This window comes from Vibrio sp. 10N.261.51.C6, assembly GCF_041471785.1.
Classification (GTDB): Bacteria; Pseudomonadota; Gammaproteobacteria; order Enterobacterales; family Vibrionaceae; genus Vibrio; species Vibrio crassostreae_C.
The window spans coordinates 1-18,228 of sequence record NZ_JBFRPB010000094.1 but is presented as its reverse complement, the minus strand read 5'-3'; the positions used below and the strand labels follow the sequence as shown (position 1 = coordinate 18,228).

The window sequence follows — 18,228 nt, the reverse complement described above, 5'->3', positions numbered from 1 at the left end:
GCCTGCGGCACACTTTCAATGCTCCAATGTGCTCGCGTGCTCTCTAGTAAAGCTTTAGCCGTTAGTTTTGCTGAGCTTATGTAGTGCTTGATTTGCATTGTTTCTGCTGGCTTATCACCTTCTTGACGAATTGAAACGACCATACCAATTGTGGAGAGTTCAGCCCAATCAAACGCTATATAGCCTAAGAAATCTGTATTGTGAACAACCATACTCAAACGCGTTTCTGTACGACCATGCCCTTTCTCTTGAGTGACGTATTTATCACCTTCAAAACTATTAATCATACTAGAATTAAACACTTGGCTAATCGCTTGCTCCAATCGTTTTTGATTACCTTTTACCGCTAAGAGATAATCTGCATCTTGAGCGACTATCTTTTCAGCTATATCCTTCTGGCATCCCATAGCATCAATAGTCACTAAACAACCTCGCAAGGAAAGCATTTCAAGCAGTTCAGGGATCGCTTTTATTTCATTGCTTTTATCCGCAGTCTTCACTTGTCCTAGTACAACTTGGTTTGCTGCACTAAAGGCACTAACCATATGGATTGCACCACAACGCTTGTCTTTGTTGTATGTGCCTCTGAGAGTTTTGCCGTCGATAGCAATCACTTCACCCTCTGTCGTCTCATGACAGTCTTTCATCCACGCAGTAAAGCATCGTTGCAGTTGCTTGGCGGAAATAAGATTGATAACTCGGGCAATGGTATCGTGTACTGGTATGCCTTGTTTGAAATCACCATACTGCCTAAGCCATTCCAAGTTATCTTCACCAAAATCTTCAATATCCTCCCAACCTTCAGCACCAGCAATCACTGCTGCAATTGTTAAGAAGATAATGTCGGTTAGCGTGTGCTCTATTTTCCAAGCTTGGCGAGGGTCTCGAATAACTGAAATATGGTCCAAAAGGCTTAATCCATTCATTATGGCTAAATATCTGCTGTTAAAAAACAGTATATGATCACACCTAAATCTGATCATCAAATCGATCTTGAATGTATTGAATTTGTTGTGACTTCAGTGTACAAATTAGTGGAAACATCACTTCACGCTACCCCTTATTCCATATGGGTTTTTCATGATCTTGCCCTGCTAATCAAACCCTTTTAACTTGCTAGCCACCCACATTTGGGTACGCTACCGCCCTTAGGTTTGGCTCCTAAAGGCAATAGTCACAATTTGTTCGCTTTATGCGGTTTTCATACGGTTTTAAATATGCGGAGCATTCTAGCAAAGTAAGTGCATATTAGCCAGTTTGAAATTGACTCTGGCATGACAAACACTCACCACGCATTCAGCCACCGGAAGCATTGTACGTCTTGTAGATACTGAGTGCCTATGTGGTACCTGTTTTCTTGTGCTGCGTCGCAGTAGCGTTTTTCTATATCAATGAAAATATTGCCGTTGCGGTACAGCGACACGAAGCTTGGGTTATTGTTTACCGCCAATAACGCTTTAATCTCGGTGCGTGTTAGCCCTTGTGGGTAGTGGTTAACCAGCAGTTTCAAGAACTCGCCAATGCGTCCTTCTACTCGCGCTATCTCTTTTTCTAAAATGGTGACTTTTTCTTCCGTTGTCAGTTTTTTTAGGCTGATATCGTCCATTTGCCCTCTCCCTAATTCTACTTTTGTATCTTGACGTTTTTTGTCTGTATTCGCGCTTGGTCTGCCCTAGCCTTTGGTTCCCCTAAGCTCTTATCTTCATAAGCTATGATTTTTCAATAACTTATACCTGCACAAACAAGCGCTTCGTCTGTGAAAAATCGAATGGTCACTTTTTAGAATCCGTGCCGGGCGATTTGGATTAAACTAGGGCCTTGATACGTGCTTCGAACGGATTGGTGGTGCTTTTGGCTTGGTAGTCCGCTAGGGCCTGAGAGACGGGCGTGGGTTGTTTGTGAACCATGGGCTTGGCTGCCGGTTGGGTTTTAGCTTCCTTGGTCGATGTAGAAGCAGAAGCCCTTGCTGGTTTAGCCGCTTTTGTTTGCTTAGCCGCTCTGCTCTAGCCTGCTTAAAGACTGGCGATGAGCCTCGCTTCGCTTTGGCTTGGGCGCTTCTTCTTAGCCAGCCATTCACAAAGTGACCAATGTGCTCAAAGGGTTTGCGCTTATCGGGGTTGATGTACAGCCAGGCTTGCATGGCATGCAGTTCTTGCAGCACATCTAACTTTGGGTAGGTTCGCTCTAAGATTTTGTAGAACTCATGATAAATCGGCGCGCTGCCCTCTTTGGTGAGCAGGTGAATCACGGCTTCATTCTGTTGGCTTATGGGGTTTGTGACGTTGGTTTTAGGTGTCGATACCTCATGTTGTTCAGAACCGCTTTGGGGATCAAGAACATCGGTGTCATCCAAGAGGCCGTTTTTCAAGATCAACTCCGTTTTATGTTCTTTATGAAAGATTATGTGTGCCAGATGATCACTCTCCGTGTTGGATCTTGAGTCACCCAGGGGAGTGTCTGAATGGTCGGTTTTCTTCGCATGTTCTGTCTTCTGGGGGTATTCCGACGAAGCTGACGGTAAACCTGTTTGTTCTACATTCGTGTTCTCTTGATTCGCTTGGTCTAGATCGATCTGCTGAATGTGGCTGTCGCTGGGAAGGCGCAGCTGATATATGTTGCTGCGCTGGCGTCCTGAATCATCAAAGCGCTTTATCCGCTTCACAAAACCTTGTTTTTCGAGCTCGTTAACGTGTCGTTTCACGGTTCTTACCGACACTTCGCAATATTGCGCCAAGTAATTGAGGGAAGGAAAACACACGCCGCGCGCGTCTGCGTTATCGGCTAATTTCAATAGCACTAACTTGCTTATTGGCGAGCCAGTTTTTAAGGGGATAAAAGAAAGAATTAGAGAAACACACATGGTTAACGCTCCTTGTTAATTAGTCATTCGTATAGAAATCCATTGATATACAGAGCATTAACAACACTTTTTGGCGCTTTAGGGGCGAAAGGCCCATGAGATAAGTTGTAAGAAAAGATGTTTGGTTAATCGCCTCGGATAGATATGCAACATCAACCTTATAAGGCAGTAACTTTTCGAAGCACCTCTCACTTTTTTGCGTTCCTCTGTTTTCGTGTTATTCCCGCCAACCCCAATCAAGAATGTTGAAGTACATTGCCCTCCCCATGCAGCAATAAGGTGCTTAATGAAGGCGATAGTTTCTCTTTTTATTTCAGCGTATCAACCCGGAATGGCGAGCATCGAGTGCCGTGCTAACTCCCTCACTCAATCACGTCAGCCGTTATTTTTTAGTGATAGTGATGGGTTTGGCCAAGTACTGAGCTATGAAGTTAACGGTTATAAAGAAAGCCATTTAGAAGGTTGTTATTTTAATGAGGATGAATGCGGTGACACCCCCAGCTATGACGATATTTGTTGGATGATCAGCCGAGCACGGCGTGAATCGCCTCTGGGTTATTACGTGATGTATTTACGTTATGTCAGCCACCACCCCGGCTATGAAAAAACCGTAGCCACCAGTCTGCGACAACACATCGCATTGCACCCTGATTTAAAAGAATCGCTATCAACGTCTTTAATCGTCTATTTACAACAACACGAGGATTTATTTTGTCAAACACTCCACCAGCAACTGATCGAGTTCCAAATCAGCCGTTAGAAGCGGCTGTTTTACAAGAGCGGGCTGACACCAAAGAACGAATTGATTCGGAAGAGCAGGCTAGCAAGATGGAGCTTATCCCTTCGTTAGAGCCTTGTTTACCTTCAGCATCCTATTCATTCAGCCTGGTTTCGGTTTTACTCCGCTTACCTCATTGCCCGCCATATTCCTTTATTACTGTGCATTGCAGCGCCACGCCGCCACAGCAAGATGTAGGCGTAGCCGAGATTCGCCAATGGCATAAAAAGAGAGGCTGGCGCGATGTGGGGTATCACTTTGTTATTCGTCGCAATGGGGATGTCCAATTGGGCAGGCCGCTGTCGCAAACTGGCGCGCATGTGAAAGGACACAACAAGGGCAATATTGGGGTTTGTTTGGTTGGCGGTTGTAATGCCGAGCTGCAACCAGAAGATAACTTCACACTTGCGCAGCGCAAGGCACTGTTTGGTTTGATGGCTGCACTGCAAGAGCAGTTCTTGATTTCAGATGAGAATGTTAAGGGGCATAAAGATTGGGGCGTGAATAAGGCGTGTCCTGTTTTGAAGATAAAAGCTTAAGAGCAGATGCGGGATGCGAAAGGTGAGGAAAATAAAGTGAGAGTGGTGCTTTTAGCTCCTCCCCTTTATCACGACTGTTACTTGGCAAAAAATATCCTATACAAGGGGAGGCTGGGAGGGGTTGGTTAGGCATCGCTAGCAACCCCCTCTAACTCCCCCTTCTATTAACACCATCACTCACAATAGTCCGGTGTTCAAGGGGGAGGACCAAAAGCTAAGTCTTCGAATAATTTGAAGAGCAGTTGCGGGATTCGAGTAAGCGAGATGCGAAGAGACTAATAGCGGATTCCAGATACTTCGTTCCTCGCCTCTAAAGCAACAGAATGGCGGAGTCGTGAGATTATTCACTTAATAAAAGTAGTCGTCATTCCCTACAGTGAGGGACGAACGTGATAGGGAATCTAATTCAACGGATAAATGGCGGAGCAGAGGGCTCGCTAAGGTTGTCGAACCATAAGGTTATACAGTCAAAGGTTATACATGCGGTCAAAGCCAATCAATAAACCAAGGAGCAGTATGACATTGTTCGGAAGAATATTCGGGAGCCAGTCTTCGATTAGCAAGGGGTTAGATGCACTCACCAACACAGGAGATGCGATGTTTTTTACTGATGAAGAAAAAGCGAAGCACAAGCTGGCACTGCTTAAAGCGTATGAACCTTTTAAGTTGGTACAGCGCTACATTGTGTTGTTGTTCACCATTCCTTATGTGGCACTGCATGTGATGGTGATTCTTGGCTGCATGCACGGTTACGATTGGAAGCCATTAGGGGAAATGACCAATGAAGCGTTTGGTTATCCGGTGTTAGCGGCGATTGGATTGTATTTAACGGGAGGCGTGGTGAAGAAGTAGATGCGGGTAGCGAGTAAACGGGATGCGGAGAGATTAAGAGCGAGGAGAAGAAGATGGTTGTTGTGCTTTTAGCTCCTCCCCTTTATCACGACTATTACTTGGCAGAAAATATCAATATAAGGGGAGGCTGGGAGGGGTTGATTAGGCATCGCTAGCAACCCCCTCTAACTCCCCCTTCTATTAACACCATCACTCACAATAGTCCGGTGTTCAAGGGGGAGAACCAAAAGCTAAGTCTTCGAATAATTTGAAGATTGGATAAAGAATAGATTCGAGTGGCGGGTAGACGGGATTCGAAGAGCTAAAAGAGCAGATTCTAGCAGCGGAGCGGGTAAACGAGTAACAAGAGATGAAGAACGGATTCGAGTGGCGCTTTTCGTATCTCGCCACTCGCATCCCATTACTGTCTTTAGCTCTTCGTTTACCCGGTTACTCGCATCTCGTTACTGCTCTTTAACTTTATTTCTTGTCGCTCGAATACGCGTAGTTGTAATAACCGTAGCCGTAAGAGCTAGATGCTTTCTTCTCGATGGCGTTGAAGATAACGCCTTTCACTTCGATGCCCGATTGTTCGAAACGGTTACGAGCCACTTCTATCTCTTTAATGGTGTTTTGACCGTAACGCGCGACCATTAATGTGGTGCCAGCGAAGGCGCCGACAATGCTTGGGTCGGTTACCGCAAGTACGGGCGGGGTATCAACAATCACCAAATCATACTCTTTCGATGCCCATTCCATTAGTTCTGCAAAGCGTGGGTGCATCAGCAGCTCTGATGGGTTCGGTGGCACTTGGCCACGAGTAATAATATCTAGGTTCTCTACCGGTGTGGTTTTCACTGATTGAGCGAACTCTTGCTTGCCGCTCAGCACATCAGAAAGGCCGTTATCCCAGTTCACACCAAAACTTTGTTGTAGGTAACCTTTACGCATATCGGCATCAATCAACAATACTTTTTGGCCTGTTTTTGCGGCTACTGCGGCAAAGTTAGTCGAGATGAATGATTTACCAATGCCCGGCGCAGGGCCAGAAATCATCAAGATGTTGTTTTTCGCTTCGAGCATTGCAAAGTGTAAGCTGGTACGAAGGCCACGCAGTGCTTCAACCGAAAGATCGGCAGGGTTCGATTCCGCCAGCAGTGCTTGAGTGCCCTTGGTTTGCTGTTTCTTCGATTTAAATCGGTTGGTTAGCTCAATCTGTAAATCTGATTTTGGTACCGCTGCGTAAACCGGAAGGCCGATTTGTTCAATTTGGTCTGGGCTTTCAACACCACGGTGGAACGCTGCTTTCACTAATACAAATGCGACACTTAACATGCCACCCAGTAGCGTCGCTAATACAACAATCAATGGCTTCTTCGGTTTCACTGCACCTGCATACGCTTGCGCGTCATCTAAGATACGAACGTTACCAACCGTACCGGCCTTGATAATGCTCAGCTCTTGAACCTTGTTTAATAGCTGGATGTAGATTTGTTGGTTTACTTCAACATCACGTGTCATACGCAGTACTTCACGTTGTGTTTTTGGCAACTTTTGTACTTGCTTGTTTAGACGGTCTTTCTCGCCTAGTAGTGTCTTACGTTTATCAAGCAGGGCTTTGTATGCTGGGTGATCTTTAGTAAAGCGTTGGCTGATTTCACTCTCTTTGAATGTTAGTTCATTCAATTGCGCTTCAAGCTCTACCATTACTTTCAAGGTTGATTGTGCTTCTAAACCCAAATCGATCGATTCGTTCTTTTGACGATAGTTGTTTAGCGTGTCTTCATAGCCCGTTAGCTCAGATTTAATACCAGGAAGGTGGCTCTCTAAGAACTGTAAGCTCTTCTCTGCTTCCGCAGAATTACGTTTCACGTTTTGTAAGAAGTAAGTCTGACTAATATGATTAAGAATTTCAGAAATCTGCTGCTTGTTTTCCCCTTCGAAACTTAGCTTCAAAATACCGGTTTGCTTTCCTTGCTCAGAAAGAGACAAAGAAGATTTCAGCCATTCGATCGCTTGCAATCGGCTACGTTGGCCAATCGAGAATTCAAAACCGTTATGAGATTCGAAACCTGCCACAAACAAGCTGTAGTCGTCGGCTGTGGCTAGCTCACCCACCTTGCCTTGCAAGATAACGCGCCCATCGTCACGAACCAGTTGGTAAGTGCCCTGCTCGACATCGAGAATTTGAATGGTGTGTGCGTAACCGCTCGTATAGCTTGGCAAAGTAAAGCGGCTCACTGCGATGTGGTTGATGTCACCGGTTAAGCGAGCAAAACCTTTACCTACGATAGGTGCATAGTTGGGAGATGTCACCGTGGTGAGGTTAAACTTATCAACCGTTTCACCCAAGATCATACGCGATTTGATGATCTCCACTTCTGTCGTGGCAGAAGATTCCTGAGAGAACATGTCTCCCATATCACCAACCATTGAAGAAATGCCGCCAGAGCTTTTCTCTTCAATTTGGATCAGGGCATCGGCTTTGTATATCGGCGTTGAAAGCAATGCAAACGCAATACCAAACACAGCAAAAACGAATGTGGTGAGCATGATTAGCCATTTAGCGTCCAGCAGAATGCCAAGCAGTTTTCCTAAATCGATCTCATCAGGGTTATCTGTATGCGATTGCTGAGAGGGTTGTGTTGTCATCAGATTGCTACTTCCTAAACTAGTTTTTTGAAGAGAAATACGCTCCACGCACTTCTCTTTTATATGATTCTATTGGTGGCTTAGCCACGTCTACGTATAGAGCATGACATTTAAAAAGCTGTCTATTTAAAACCTACTGCATCTAAAATCTATTGCATTTAAACCTACAGTTTTTTTGCCCAAGCTTGCGCCGCTTCGTCAATCAGCTTATAAGCGTGTTCAAAGGCCTCACGACTTTGACGATAAGGGTCAGGAATGTCTTTCTGGCCAATCCACTGACCAAACAGCATGGTTTTTCCGCGAGCCTCCGGCGATATTTGAGTAAGCGCTTCTAAATGGCCCTTCTCCATCACCAAGATCAAGTCATACTGAGCACAAAGCTGTGGCGTAACTTGCTGAGACTGATGGTTTTCAACATCAACCCCATTTTCAGCGGCGATTAAAATGGCAGTGTCGTCTGCAGGCTTACCAATTAAACGGCTTTTCTCGGCCGCGATACCGGCAGAGGCCACTTCTTTGTTAGGCAGCAAGTTTTGTAAAACTCGCTCTCCCGTCGGGGAACGACAAATGTTGCCCACGCATACGACTAAAATTTTATTAAACATAATTGTCTCTAATTGTATTGGGCCTATAAGCTGGGTTTACTTTTAGATGTAAAAATCAGGTTACACGTTAAGTGCAACCTGATGATTAATTAGGGTTTATTACAAACCAGGGCTTATTACCAATTACGGACGCGCAACATACCTTCGGTCAGCTCGTTAAAGCCAGAAATGGTAGGCACAAGCTGTCCAATTACACGGTTCCAACGGCTGATGGGTGCTGCCGTTACGTAAACAATGTCGTAAGGTTTTAAATCAAACTCGGTACCAATCACTAAGGCTGATGCATCTTCCATATTCAGTTGGTAGATGTCCGCCATGCGTTCTGATTTATCATCAGAAGTTCGGATCACAAACACACCCGTTGCATCTGCCGTCAGCTGGTTAATACCACCTACGTTGCTGAGTGCTTCGGTTAGGCTCATCCCAACGCGATCAATCTTAAGTAGTTGAGGATCGTTCACTTCACCCATCACGAACACTTTCTGGTTGTCATTACGCGGTACGTGAACAATATCACCGGCTTGAAGTAAGCGGTTTTGAGTTAAGTCACCACGTTGCATCAAACCGTAAAGTGAAAGGTTCTCTTCCACGCCATTGCGGGTTAATGAAACATTACGCCAATCAGCATCTTCAGACAAACCGCCAGAACGGTTCACGGCATCCAGTAACGTTAAAGGGATATTAGTGATTGGCTGCTGGCCAGGTTTAGATACTTCACCGGTAATGTAGGTTTTCTTAGATCGGAAAGCCGCTACGTTTACATCAACTTGAGGGCTTTCGATGTATTTCGCCAAACGTTCCGCTATATCAGAACGAATTTCACGAACCGTTTTTCCTGCAACTTCTACTGTACCAATGTATGGGTAGAAAATAGTGCCGTCAGCATGAACCCAATTACCCGCTTCAGTACTACTACGGTAAGAGCCCGCAGGAATGGTCAGTTCAGGGTGATCCCAGATCGTGATATTTAAGATATCGCCCACGCCGACTTTGTATTCATACTTCGCGATGTCTACGTCGAGTTCAGGGTTGGCTTGTGACACCGACAATGTACCCGTTTGGTAAGTCGATACTGATTGAGCTGTCAGTGGGTAAAGGTTAACCACATCAGAGATATCAGATTCTTGCTGTTCCTCTGAAGGCTGAATCACATTTTTGTTGCCAGTAGAAAGGTGAGTTCCTGGAGTAGTACACCCTGCAAGCAATACAGGAAGGAGCGCTAAAAGGAGACGATTTTTATTAATCTTCATGTTAACCAAGTCATAGAAACGGAATGTGTCGTGATATCCCAAAGGACACCCAAAGAAGTTAGAACAAACAATTTTATCAGCTACGCAGTATTTAATAGAGTTAAGGAGGGCTATTACTGTGATATCGCTCCCACTTAATATCAAAGATAGGAACGCTACCGCCCTTTGATATTCCGCGACATCACACTGCGTAGTTAATCTGCCTCTATCTATCTGGAATTGAGATAGAGGTTTTTTGTCATAAACCGAGCCAAAGATCGGACTTTCACCCGGTTATTTTATTGCGTATGCATTATCCACAATTTGTGTTTATTATCAACCTAGTTGAATGGTTAAAGAGCAGACACGGGATTCGAGTGAACGAGTGGCGAAGAGCTAAAGAGCAGATGAGAGTAGCGAGATACGAGTAAACGAAGAGCCTAAAGCCGTGTCGGGATGCTTTTGGCTCCTCCCCTTTATCACAACTGTTGCTTGGCAGAAAATACCAACATAAGGGGAGGCTGGGAGGGGTTGGTAACACATAGATTAATATCCCCCTCGAACTCCCCCTTTGATGAACATCACCGATCAAAAACGAACGGCGTTCAAGGGGGAGAACCAAAAGCTAGGCTCGTCGCAGGCTTAATTACTCTCACCTGCTTTAAAGCTCTTCAAAACTCGGTTACCCAAACCTCGTTACAGCCCTTTCCCGGCTCTTCGATACCCGATTACTCGTTACCCGCATCTGCTTTCGATCTACTTAACGCTACTCGGTCTTTGGAACCAAGGTGAGCGAGCATCGGTTTGATCGAACAAGTTGTATTGCTTATTCAACACTTGGCCGCCGTCACGCGTGATCGGTAACCAGGTAAAACCTGCGCGGCTTGAGCTTGGTTTCACAGTAACAAGATCGAACGGAATCGATACATAGAAGCCTTTGGTGTAGCTGCCTTCACCGTATTCTTCGGTTGTCATGTCGGTTAAGCTAACAAACGCACCAGCAATCACGCCGCTCTTGAACTGCTTAGAGAAGTCGACACGAGTCCCGACATCACCCGCAAGAAATTTACCGACCCCCACTTTGAGTAAGGTATCGCTCAAGAAATCCCATTGTGGGGTGTAATAACCAGTGATAAAGCCAGTAGTGCCTTTATCGATCACTTTGTACGTTCGGTTGCTGTTATCAGGATTGACTTGGATCTCTTCATCAAACGTGCCAAACCAGCTTTCTGGATCGCGTTGGCTTATTGCTGTCATGTCTGCGCCAATCGCCCAGTTTTGGTTGAATGGACGATACAGGATTTCGCCACCCACACCCGCGAACATGCTTTCAAGGTACCCCCCGTAAGCTTGGGTGTAGACACCGCTGCCGTAGTCTTCAAACCACGTCAGTTGTAAGCGATCTAAGCGAACCGGATCGTCAACGTAAGAGCGGAATAAGGTTCTTACTCTTGGCGTTTGGTCAGTGCCGTCTGATGGGATGGTATAGTTAAACTTGTCGTAGTTATCGACTAAGTTAACGTACAAAGAGCCCGACAGTTCAACATTGTTTAACGCCCAGAACGAAGCGTTGGTGTATAAACCCAAACTGTATAAATAGAAGTTTTCAGCCGAACCGAACGATTGCGCTAGGTTTGGTGAAATCGACACATCGAATCGCTCACGCCCATCATGATAAATAACGGATTTCTTACGCTCTAACTCGTGAGTATCGGTTGCATCACTGGTTTGAGCATTGAGATAACTGTTATTAGCCGCCGCTTTGAACGCTTGTGCATCTACCGTTGTCTCAGTGAGTTCCATCGATTTATCGTTTTCGATTATTTTGTAAGTATCAATGTAACTTGGCACCGCGTTGGCAATCACGGTCGCACCACGCTCAAGGGCGATATCTCTGTCTCGGTATTTAACCTGAGTACCCTTGACCACAATGCTGTTATCGTCGACCAAGATTTGCGCTTGTTCATAGCCCGCGACCGTTTCAAGTTCTTCTGCAAGGGCCGCCATATCAATATCATCAACCGTCTCGACATCGCTTGGGCGCAATTCTGCTGTTTCAGTATCTCGCCACACAGAATACATTTCATTGAAGTTGGTAGAAAGATCGAAGCCAAGGGTTAAAGTATCGCCTCGCTCATAGCTGACTTTCGCCGAACCCCAATCAGTGAAATGGTACACAGCACCCACGTTCCATGGCGTGTGCTGTGTCATGTCGACACCACCACGTACGACAGGGAAATCTTGAGAGTAATCGTTGCCATCGTATTCAAGCTTTAAGGTTAACGGCTTATAAGGGGTTTGGTATTCAAAGCCGCCATAAATTGCAGCATCGCCTTTAAACCAACGCTCAAAATCGACACTGCCGCCATTACCTTTATAGTCAGACGGGCGTTCACAATACTTGTCACTGGCTTTGCACAGTGGGTTAGTGAAATTGCCACTGGTGCCCATGTATCCCCAAGCCATGCCCAAAGTGAAATCAACGGGCCCAAAACGCTTGGTTGCCGCGACAAATTCGCCATCGAACAAGCCAGTACCACCGAAGTCACGCACGCCTACTGACACTTCTGGTAAGTAGTACCCTTCTTCGATTAAACGCAGTTTAAAGTCGATGCCTTTATCTGTGTATTTAGTACAGCCACTGAATGAGTTTTGAGAGCAATCTTGATTGCCACCACCGCTATAAAAGAGATCTTGTACTTGTGTATAACGAATGGTGGTTTCAAGCCAAGGCATCACCTGTAGGCTGACGTTATAAAAGTAGTATTCGTTATTAAACGAGGCGCTAAAGTTGAACTCACCTTCTGGTGCCATTCGGCCTGTTGGCATTTGCATTAAGCCAACACCACCAAAGTTCATTTGCGATGTTCTGTATTCAGTGTCGTCGAATGATGATTTTTCTGCTCGAATCGAAGAGGAATCTATGGTTGTTTCGGCAAAAACGGAAGCACTGTTGGTCATTAATAAAGCACAGGTAACCGATGCACACACTGCCGATAGAGGGAATGATTTCTGTTTCAGCATTACAGGCCAACCTTATGACGTAGCAAATCGACAATATCTTGGTTCAACGTTGAGTATTCCGATGGCAAAGAGTAGAACGCCATAAATACGATGGCACCTGGTGCTAAGTAAACCGGCTGTTCGTTCCAGTATGCGTATTGAATGGTTTGTACCACGCCATCTGGCTGAACAACATAAGCCACGCTTTTATCTGCAGATTCACCAATAAAGCCATTCGGCAATGCATCGAGATAATCATTCAACGTTCCATGCTCAATCAGATTCATTGTTACCGACTCTTTCATTGCCCCCATCAACTGAATTGACGTTGGTCGTTGTGGTAAGTACAGAGAAAAGGCTTGAGTTTCACTAGTCGACACTCTTTTAATGGCAGTAGACGACGGCTTGTTAATATTGGAACTTGAAACAAGTAACGGATTCTTATCTGGTTGCGAGATAACCGCATTTCGGTCTAGCTCAATAAAAACTCGATTGAGATATTGGAAAGAGGCTAATTGTTGCTTTACCAGTTTTGCTTCTGGTTCTTCTACCGCGAAAGCGTCAAGCTGGTTAAATACATTGCGCTTTTTGGCTTCGATAGCTTGGTTAGCTTCTTTAAATCCAGTAACTGCAGTCGCTTCAGTATTGGTTATATCAAACAGTTGAGCCGAAAGGGGGAAGTAACCAATAGTACCGTTAGCGTTAGAGCTCGCATTCGCGTTTGCGTCGTCTAATACACGAAGCAGTCGAACACTAGCTTTATACTCAAGCGTCACACCTTGAAGAGGAAGCTCGATTGTTGTTTTAATCGACGAAGAGCGTTCAGGCGTAACAAGATCAGAAGCCGAAGAAGCGGAGCTCAAAGCAAACAAAGCGCTGATCATTAACAGAGCTCTCATCGTTAATAAAGTTCTCACCAATGGCAACCGACGTCCCGTCATTTTTGATGTATGACTCATATAATTCATCATTTTAGTTCATTACCCTGTTCGTTAATTGCTTTGATAATGCTTAAGGACGGTTAACTCAAGCCTTGTCATATCAGGGCCTAAATACTGTATGGTTTTTACCACTTTGCCTTCGCTGTCGACCCAATATTCGTTGGTGATGTCTTGTTCTAATATTGGGAATTGAATTTTTTCTTGGAATTTCTTGGTATCGATAGACGCTAACGGAGTTTCAACCGTGTCATTTCCCACATACGTTCGGGTGATGTTCGCTTTATAGCCGAATCGATAGTTAGGTTGCCAGTCGTAAACCGCTTGCCATTTTTGGGCTCCGGGGTTGTCAGACACATCAAACGCATAAGCAGAGTCTGGCGACGAGCTGTTTGCAGAAGAGAATGCATTCAACGGTTGGAATGCCAAACCAGAGAGGTTTTCGTAAGGAAGCAATAGCGTTTGTACAATACGTCCATTTTCAGTGACGATCATCGCTTTGTCAGAAGACATCCACTTTAACTGCTCTGCGCCCGTTTGCGGGTTTTCACCGACGTACGCTAAGACCATGAAGATCTTACCTTGGTCATTCACTTCTGCATAAATGCTGGAATAAGGTAACGTTTGAATGTATTCCTTGGATAGCTCAACATCGGAGCTTCCAAAAAAGGCTTCATCAAAAGTAGAGTTAACGTCTTGAAACTGCTGAGAACAACCAGCAAGAAAAAGACCAAGAGATATGATTAGAGGTTTAAGCATGACGAGTTCTGCTTCCTAGCAATCTGGTTGCTGATGTCCAATATGGAAAATTAATCAATTAGATATAAAAAAACCACTTTATGCTTTCACATAAAATGGTTTTAAACGCCTACTCAAAAATTATCGAGTCGTTGTTGTCGTTGTTGCACCGCTTTCGTTAGAAGCAACCGCTACTGCTGCTGCTGCCGCTACTGCTGCTGTCGCTACTGCAACTGTTGTTGCTGTGCCAGCTGCTGCTGCAGATGCACCCGCGCCAGCTGCTGTACCAGTACCTGAACCAGTACCCGCTGCTGCTGTAGTTTCAGCTGCAAATGCAGCACCTGAGAAGCTAACTGCTAATGCAGCTGCTAGAGCCATCTTTTTCATAATGATTTCCATTAATATAAACGTTTATATGTAGAAGATGATTTTCACACCCTCAAACAGTTGCTCAGCTTAAACAACTGATTGATCATGATAGATAATAACCACAATCAAGTAAATGGATAAATCATAAGCAATACCTTATAAAGCAATATTTAGGAAATAGCGTCACATAAAAATGGCCTTAGAGACTGTGGAGGTCAACAAAGCTATGTTTGTATAACGCAGAAGCCAGTACCTATGATCATAAGAGAGCGTAAACCATATCTAACTAAACCCTGTCGCCAGAGCCTTTACCTAATACGGTTTGAATAATGTATTGAAAGTACAATTTAGTACTCAACGTCTGAATCATGCGTTGATCCCACTCCGCGAGTTTTTTCGGTGTCGACATGTCGATATCATTGATTTGAGCTAGTCCGGTTACGCCAGGCCTAACCGACAACACTCCTCTCGACTCTCTTTCATTGATGAGCTCTTGCTGATTGAATAAGCATGGCCTTGGACCAACTAAACTCATTTCACCTTTAAGTACGTTGTATAACTGAGGCAGTTCATCAAGCTTGGTCTTACGCAGGAATCTACCGAGCTTAGTCACTGAACTCGCTCCAACTAAATGGGTCGCAACAGATTTGGTTTCGACAGGCATGGTTCTGAATTTGACCAAGGTAAATGGTTTTTTGTTGCGTCCTACTCGTGTTTGAAAAAAGACAGGCGACCCCGTATCAAAGTAACCAAGGATACAAATAATGAGAAATGCTGGCCAAAGGAACAACAAGCCAAAGAAAGCAAAAATAAAATCTAATATACGAATCAAAATGTAAGACCTATTATAAAATATCGGTGGGAAAACGTAAGTCGATGTGAGTACAGAAGTACGAGGTAATTATTTAGGTATTCAATCAAAACCATCACAAGGTTTCCACCCCAACATCTTTCTAGCCTTAGTATTATCTACTTCAAGATCATCAAACAATTGACTAGCCATAGCCTTCTTTCCCAGGAGTGTTGCAGCCATACGCATAAGCACGACGGGAAAAGGAAAGTTTATCGTATTTGTTTCTTCAACTTTGCTTAAAATGTTAACCAATTGTTTTGTCGAAACGGGTGTAGTATCAGCAGCCAAAAACACTTGATTAGAAGCTGCTGGATGAGTAATACACAACGCCAACAATGACACTAAATTCTCAATTGAGACAAAACTTTTACGGTTTGCGACTAAGCCGAATGGTAAAAATGGACATCTAGTGGCTATTCGAGACAATCGTGCAATGTTTCCCGGCGCATTCTTCCCATACACTAAAGCAGGTCGAATAATAACAAGTTCGATGTCACTTTGAGCAGCCGCTAGGGTAAGTTGTTTTTCTGCTTCATATTTTGAAAGAGCATAATCAGAAGCTGGCTCGGGGGAATCTTGTTCTGTGAATGGTTTTCCATGAGTAATATTGCCGTTGACACCAATACTACTTACAAAAATAAAACGTCGGACACCATTCTTAACGGCTTCATCAAACAGGTGCAATGTCGCTTTAGTATTAACCTCCCTAAACAAGTCGATAGGAGAAAGGGCTGTATCATCCAAAATATGCGCCCTACCAGCAAGATGAATGACGACATCAACACCATCAATCGCCCTATTCCAGTTTGTTTTGTCAGATATATCACCAGTAACAACAGTTTCAACAGATGGAGGGAGGGCTTTGCACTTACCATCCAGTTGACGCACGGATGTTCGCACCGTGAAATCATTTTGTAAGAATGTAACCAATTCTTTACCAATAAAACCGTTACCGCCAGTTACTAAGACCATTTCCAAAGCCACTTCTCTCTGAATTACGTATGCTGTAGTATATTAGTATATCAAGTCTATTGGTGGTTATCATGTGGTCAATTAACAATAAAAATAAATTTTTAATCCAACGCTTTGTCGATGCTACTTCTGGTTTTTTTCTATCATTATTTTTTATAGTAGGAAAAAGAAAGAAAAGAATAATATTCAACTCAACCGTTAATAAAGACTTTACGTTTAATTCAAAGTACTTATTTCTAAATCATAAAAATAAATTTGAAGAACTTGGTTTCGAAGTAAAGTTCATAATAAATGATGATAAAAAAAGAGAACATCTTAATAGAGAGTTAGGGGATTATTTTATATCGAACAAAGGTTTCCTTCAGAAAGTGTATATTTTAAAAGCAAAATGCTGGGTTATGAGTACTATGGATGCTCCTGTCAGTGGGCTTTTCATGAAGTATCATCGCCTCGTAATTCAACTCGGGCACGGAACACCACTAAAAAACATCGGCCTTATGGACCAATCTGCTGGTTTAATGAAAAAATTATATTATAAAGTGATGAGCACAAATATTAGTTATTACTTAAGCCCATCAGATTACTTTTCAGATTACATAGGGAAAGCGTTTGGAGTAACAAACGAACAAGTTCTGGTAGCTAGGCAACCCCGATTAGATTCTATGAATAAATCCTGCTCAGAGTTTATAGAGAGTTTCAGAAAAAATAAGAATACAAAATTTACTCTTTATAGCCCTACATGGCGCCCATATGATGATGTTAGGCTATTCCCATTTCATGACTTCAATAAACATTTATTAAACAGTAAATTAGAGGAAGAAAATACTGTAATATTTATTCGTCTCCATCCCAAATTTGAAGTTAACCTTTCCCAATTCGTAGGGAAAAATATCGTCAACCTTGATTCAAAGAAGGTAGAAGATATTACTGAGCATCTTAATCAATTCGATACGTTGATCACTGATTATTCGAGTATTTATTGTGATTTTGCAATGCTGAATAAGCCTGTCGGATTTCTACCTTATGATATCAATGAGTATTCAAAACATGTAGGGTTTTCATTCGATTACAATGAGCTAACGTGGGGAAAAGCCATAAAGAAACAAGATGATTGGTTCAATCACATTAAACCAATCAATAAAAACACAGCTAAAAAAATAAACTTAGATCAGTCAAAACAGGATATTAGTCATTTTATGATTCATTATTTTGAAAGTAGTCTCTTCTGAGTGATTTTTGTGAGGTGAATACAGTGCGCAATGAGGTTGTAGAAATACGGGCAACTAATAATATTAATATAGCGACTAATATATGAATAGAATCTAGAATTAATACCGCAATAATACCCAAAAAGAAAACAAGATAAAGCATACCATTACACACTTGAATAAATTGATTATTATCCAAACTTAGTTTCTTAAGCAACCTTGGTTGGTGTGGGGAAAACAACAAGTATTCCAAAAATAAAAAATACCCGAGAACTACGATAATATAAAAAACAGCGTAATGAGGGCTAAGTATAAAGAAAACCATAATAGAAGCGAAGAGAACTAAAAAGTCAGATAGCATTTGACAGTAAGGACTGTATGTGCGAAGTACTATTTTTTGAGATATATCCTTTCCAATAAAAACGTATTTTTTATTATCTATAATATTCTTTTGATGATTAATAAGCTTGCCTTTATATATCTTAACAATCATATCAAAAATGTAGAGAATAATAACAAGGCAGACCCAAAATCCTATATATACATTCCTACCCAACTGTTGTTCAATATCAAGCAAAAAAGATATATTTTTAGCGCCTGACAAAATAAATAACAATTTAATCGGGATAAACATCACGACCATATTTATATAT

Annotated in this window: 16 protein-coding genes and 1 pseudogene; 4 read left to right on the top strand and 13 right to left on the bottom strand. The window is 43.2% G+C overall.

Translation table 11 applies throughout. The annotated features are described in order from the left end of the window. The 3 genes and pseudogenes from AB4375_RS20805 to AB4375_RS20795 form a co-directional block, all read right to left on the bottom strand. Positions 1 to 926 (bottom strand): ISAs1 family transposase (locus AB4375_RS20805; protein ID WP_372052446.1); only part of this gene is annotated, 926 nt, incomplete at its 3' end. Between the two features lie 359 nt (positions 927 to 1,285). Next, positions 1,286 to 1,606: a hypothetical protein gene (locus tag AB4375_RS20800; protein ID WP_017070818.1), complete on the bottom strand. Its 321-nt coding sequence runs from the start codon at positions 1,604 to 1,606 to the stop codon at positions 1,286 to 1,288. A 199-nt stretch (positions 1,607 to 1,805) separates the two neighbouring features. After that, a pseudogene (locus AB4375_RS20795) lies at positions 1,806 to 2,860 on the bottom strand (helix-turn-helix domain-containing protein). Positions 2,861 to 3,146: 286 nt separating this feature from the next. Here AB4375_RS20795 and AB4375_RS20790 point away from each other — a divergent pair. The 3 genes from AB4375_RS20790 (at position 3,147) to AB4375_RS20780 (ending at position 5,029) form a co-directional block, all read left to right on the top strand. Then, on the top strand, positions 3,147 to 3,620 hold the full coding sequence (locus AB4375_RS20790; RefSeq protein ID WP_372052445.1) for a hypothetical protein: 474 nt from the start codon (positions 3,147 to 3,149) through the stop codon (positions 3,618 to 3,620). 68 nt (positions 3,621 to 3,688) lie between these two features. Then, positions 3,689 to 4,177, top strand: a complete 489-nt coding sequence (locus tag AB4375_RS20785) for an N-acetylmuramoyl-L-alanine amidase (protein WP_372052448.1) — start codon at positions 3,689 to 3,691, stop codon at positions 4,175 to 4,177. Positions 4,178 to 4,693: 516 nt separating this feature from the next. Beyond that, positions 4,694 to 5,029, top strand: a complete 336-nt coding sequence (locus tag AB4375_RS20780) for a hypothetical protein (protein WP_004733275.1) — start codon at positions 4,694 to 4,696, stop codon at positions 5,027 to 5,029. 459 nt (positions 5,030 to 5,488) lie between these two features. On the opposite strand, the gene AB4375_RS20775 is transcribed toward AB4375_RS20780, so the two are convergent. The 9 genes from AB4375_RS20775 to AB4375_RS20735 form a co-directional block, all read right to left on the bottom strand. Further along, positions 5,489 to 7,660, bottom strand: a complete 2,172-nt coding sequence (locus AB4375_RS20775; RefSeq protein WP_372052443.1) for a polysaccharide biosynthesis tyrosine autokinase — start codon at positions 7,658 to 7,660, stop codon at positions 5,489 to 5,491. Positions 7,661 to 7,824: 164 nt separating this feature from the next. Next, entirely contained in the window at positions 7,825 to 8,265 is a 441-nt protein-coding gene (locus tag AB4375_RS20770) for a low molecular weight protein-tyrosine-phosphatase (RefSeq protein ID WP_017069276.1), read from the bottom strand. A gap of 116 nt (positions 8,266 to 8,381) precedes the next feature. Continuing rightward, entirely contained in the window at positions 8,382 to 9,515 is a 1,134-nt protein-coding gene (locus AB4375_RS20765) for a polysaccharide export protein (RefSeq protein ID WP_102320646.1), read from the bottom strand. 735 nt (positions 9,516 to 10,250) lie between these two features. Further along, on the bottom strand, positions 10,251 to 12,518 hold the full coding sequence (locus AB4375_RS20760; RefSeq protein WP_372052442.1) for a YjbH domain-containing protein: 2,268 nt from the start codon (positions 12,516 to 12,518) through the stop codon (positions 10,251 to 10,253). Next, positions 12,518 to 13,468, bottom strand: a complete 951-nt coding sequence (locus tag AB4375_RS20755) for a capsule biosynthesis GfcC family protein (RefSeq protein ID WP_372052441.1) — start codon at positions 13,466 to 13,468, stop codon at positions 12,518 to 12,520. The genes AB4375_RS20760 and AB4375_RS20755 overlap by 1 nt, the downstream gene beginning before the upstream one ends. Positions 13,469 to 13,489: 21 nt before the next feature. After that, the gene (locus tag AB4375_RS20750; protein WP_372052440.1) at positions 13,490 to 14,194 is read right to left on the bottom strand and encodes a YjbF family lipoprotein; all 705 of its coding nucleotides are present in this window, start codon (positions 14,192 to 14,194) and stop codon (positions 13,490 to 13,492) included. A 120-nt stretch (positions 14,195 to 14,314) separates the two neighbouring features. After that, entirely contained in the window at positions 14,315 to 14,560 is a 246-nt protein-coding gene (locus tag AB4375_RS20745) for a hypothetical protein (protein WP_016784037.1), read from the bottom strand. A gap of 268 nt (positions 14,561 to 14,828) precedes the next feature. Continuing rightward, the gene (locus AB4375_RS20740) at positions 14,829 to 15,377 is read right to left on the bottom strand and encodes a sugar transferase (protein ID WP_372052447.1); all 549 of its coding nucleotides are present in this window, start codon (positions 15,375 to 15,377) and stop codon (positions 14,829 to 14,831) included. 78 nt (positions 15,378 to 15,455) lie between these two features. Then, positions 15,456 to 16,367: an NAD-dependent epimerase/dehydratase family protein gene (locus tag AB4375_RS20735; RefSeq protein ID WP_065584530.1), complete on the bottom strand. Its 912-nt coding sequence runs from the start codon at positions 16,365 to 16,367 to the stop codon at positions 15,456 to 15,458. 71 nt (positions 16,368 to 16,438) lie between these two features. Between AB4375_RS20735 and AB4375_RS20730 the strand changes: the two genes are divergently transcribed. Beyond that, positions 16,439 to 17,596, top strand: coding sequence for a CDP-glycerol glycerophosphotransferase family protein (locus tag AB4375_RS20730; RefSeq protein ID WP_372052439.1), 1,158 nt, complete (start codon positions 16,439 to 16,441; stop codon positions 17,594 to 17,596). Here the strand turns inward: AB4375_RS20730 and AB4375_RS20725 are convergent. After that, positions 17,562 to 18,228, bottom strand: a 667-nt coding sequence (locus AB4375_RS20725; protein ID WP_372052438.1) for a hypothetical protein, incomplete at its 5' end; no start/stop codon positions are given. The genes AB4375_RS20730 and AB4375_RS20725 overlap by 35 nt on opposite strands.